A 303-nucleotide genomic window follows, 5' to 3' on the forward strand; every position below is an offset into this window, starting at 1 on the left:
CCTGCCCGGTCGCGCCGAACGCGTCGTAGGCGACCTCGGACAGCCCTCGACCCTGACGCGAGCGTTCGACAACGTGGACGCAGTGTTCCTCCTCGTGCCCGGCATCGGCACCGACCACACCGCTCACGCCATCGCCGCGGCACAGACCGCCGGTGTGCGCCACATCGTGCACCTGTCCTCGTACGCCGTGCTCGGTGACCCGCTACCCGCCATGGGCCGCTGGCACCACGAGCGCGAGCACATGATCCGCACCTCCGGCATACCCGCCACGTTCCTCAGACCATGCGGCTTCATGACCAATGC

Annotated in this window: 1 protein-coding gene; it reads left to right on the forward strand. The window is 69.0% G+C overall.

Annotated features, from left to right (window positions below; genetic code table 11):
• Nucleotides 1-52: 52 nt before the first annotated feature.
• On the forward strand, nt 53-303 hold a 251-nt coding region (locus tag AB0G02_RS29705; RefSeq protein ID WP_360800347.1), incomplete at its 3' end, for an NAD(P)H-binding protein.

The sequence above is a fragment of the Actinosynnema sp. NPDC023658 genome (genome assembly GCF_040639995.1).
Taxonomy (GTDB): Bacteria; Actinomycetota; Actinomycetes; order Mycobacteriales; family Pseudonocardiaceae; genus Actinosynnema.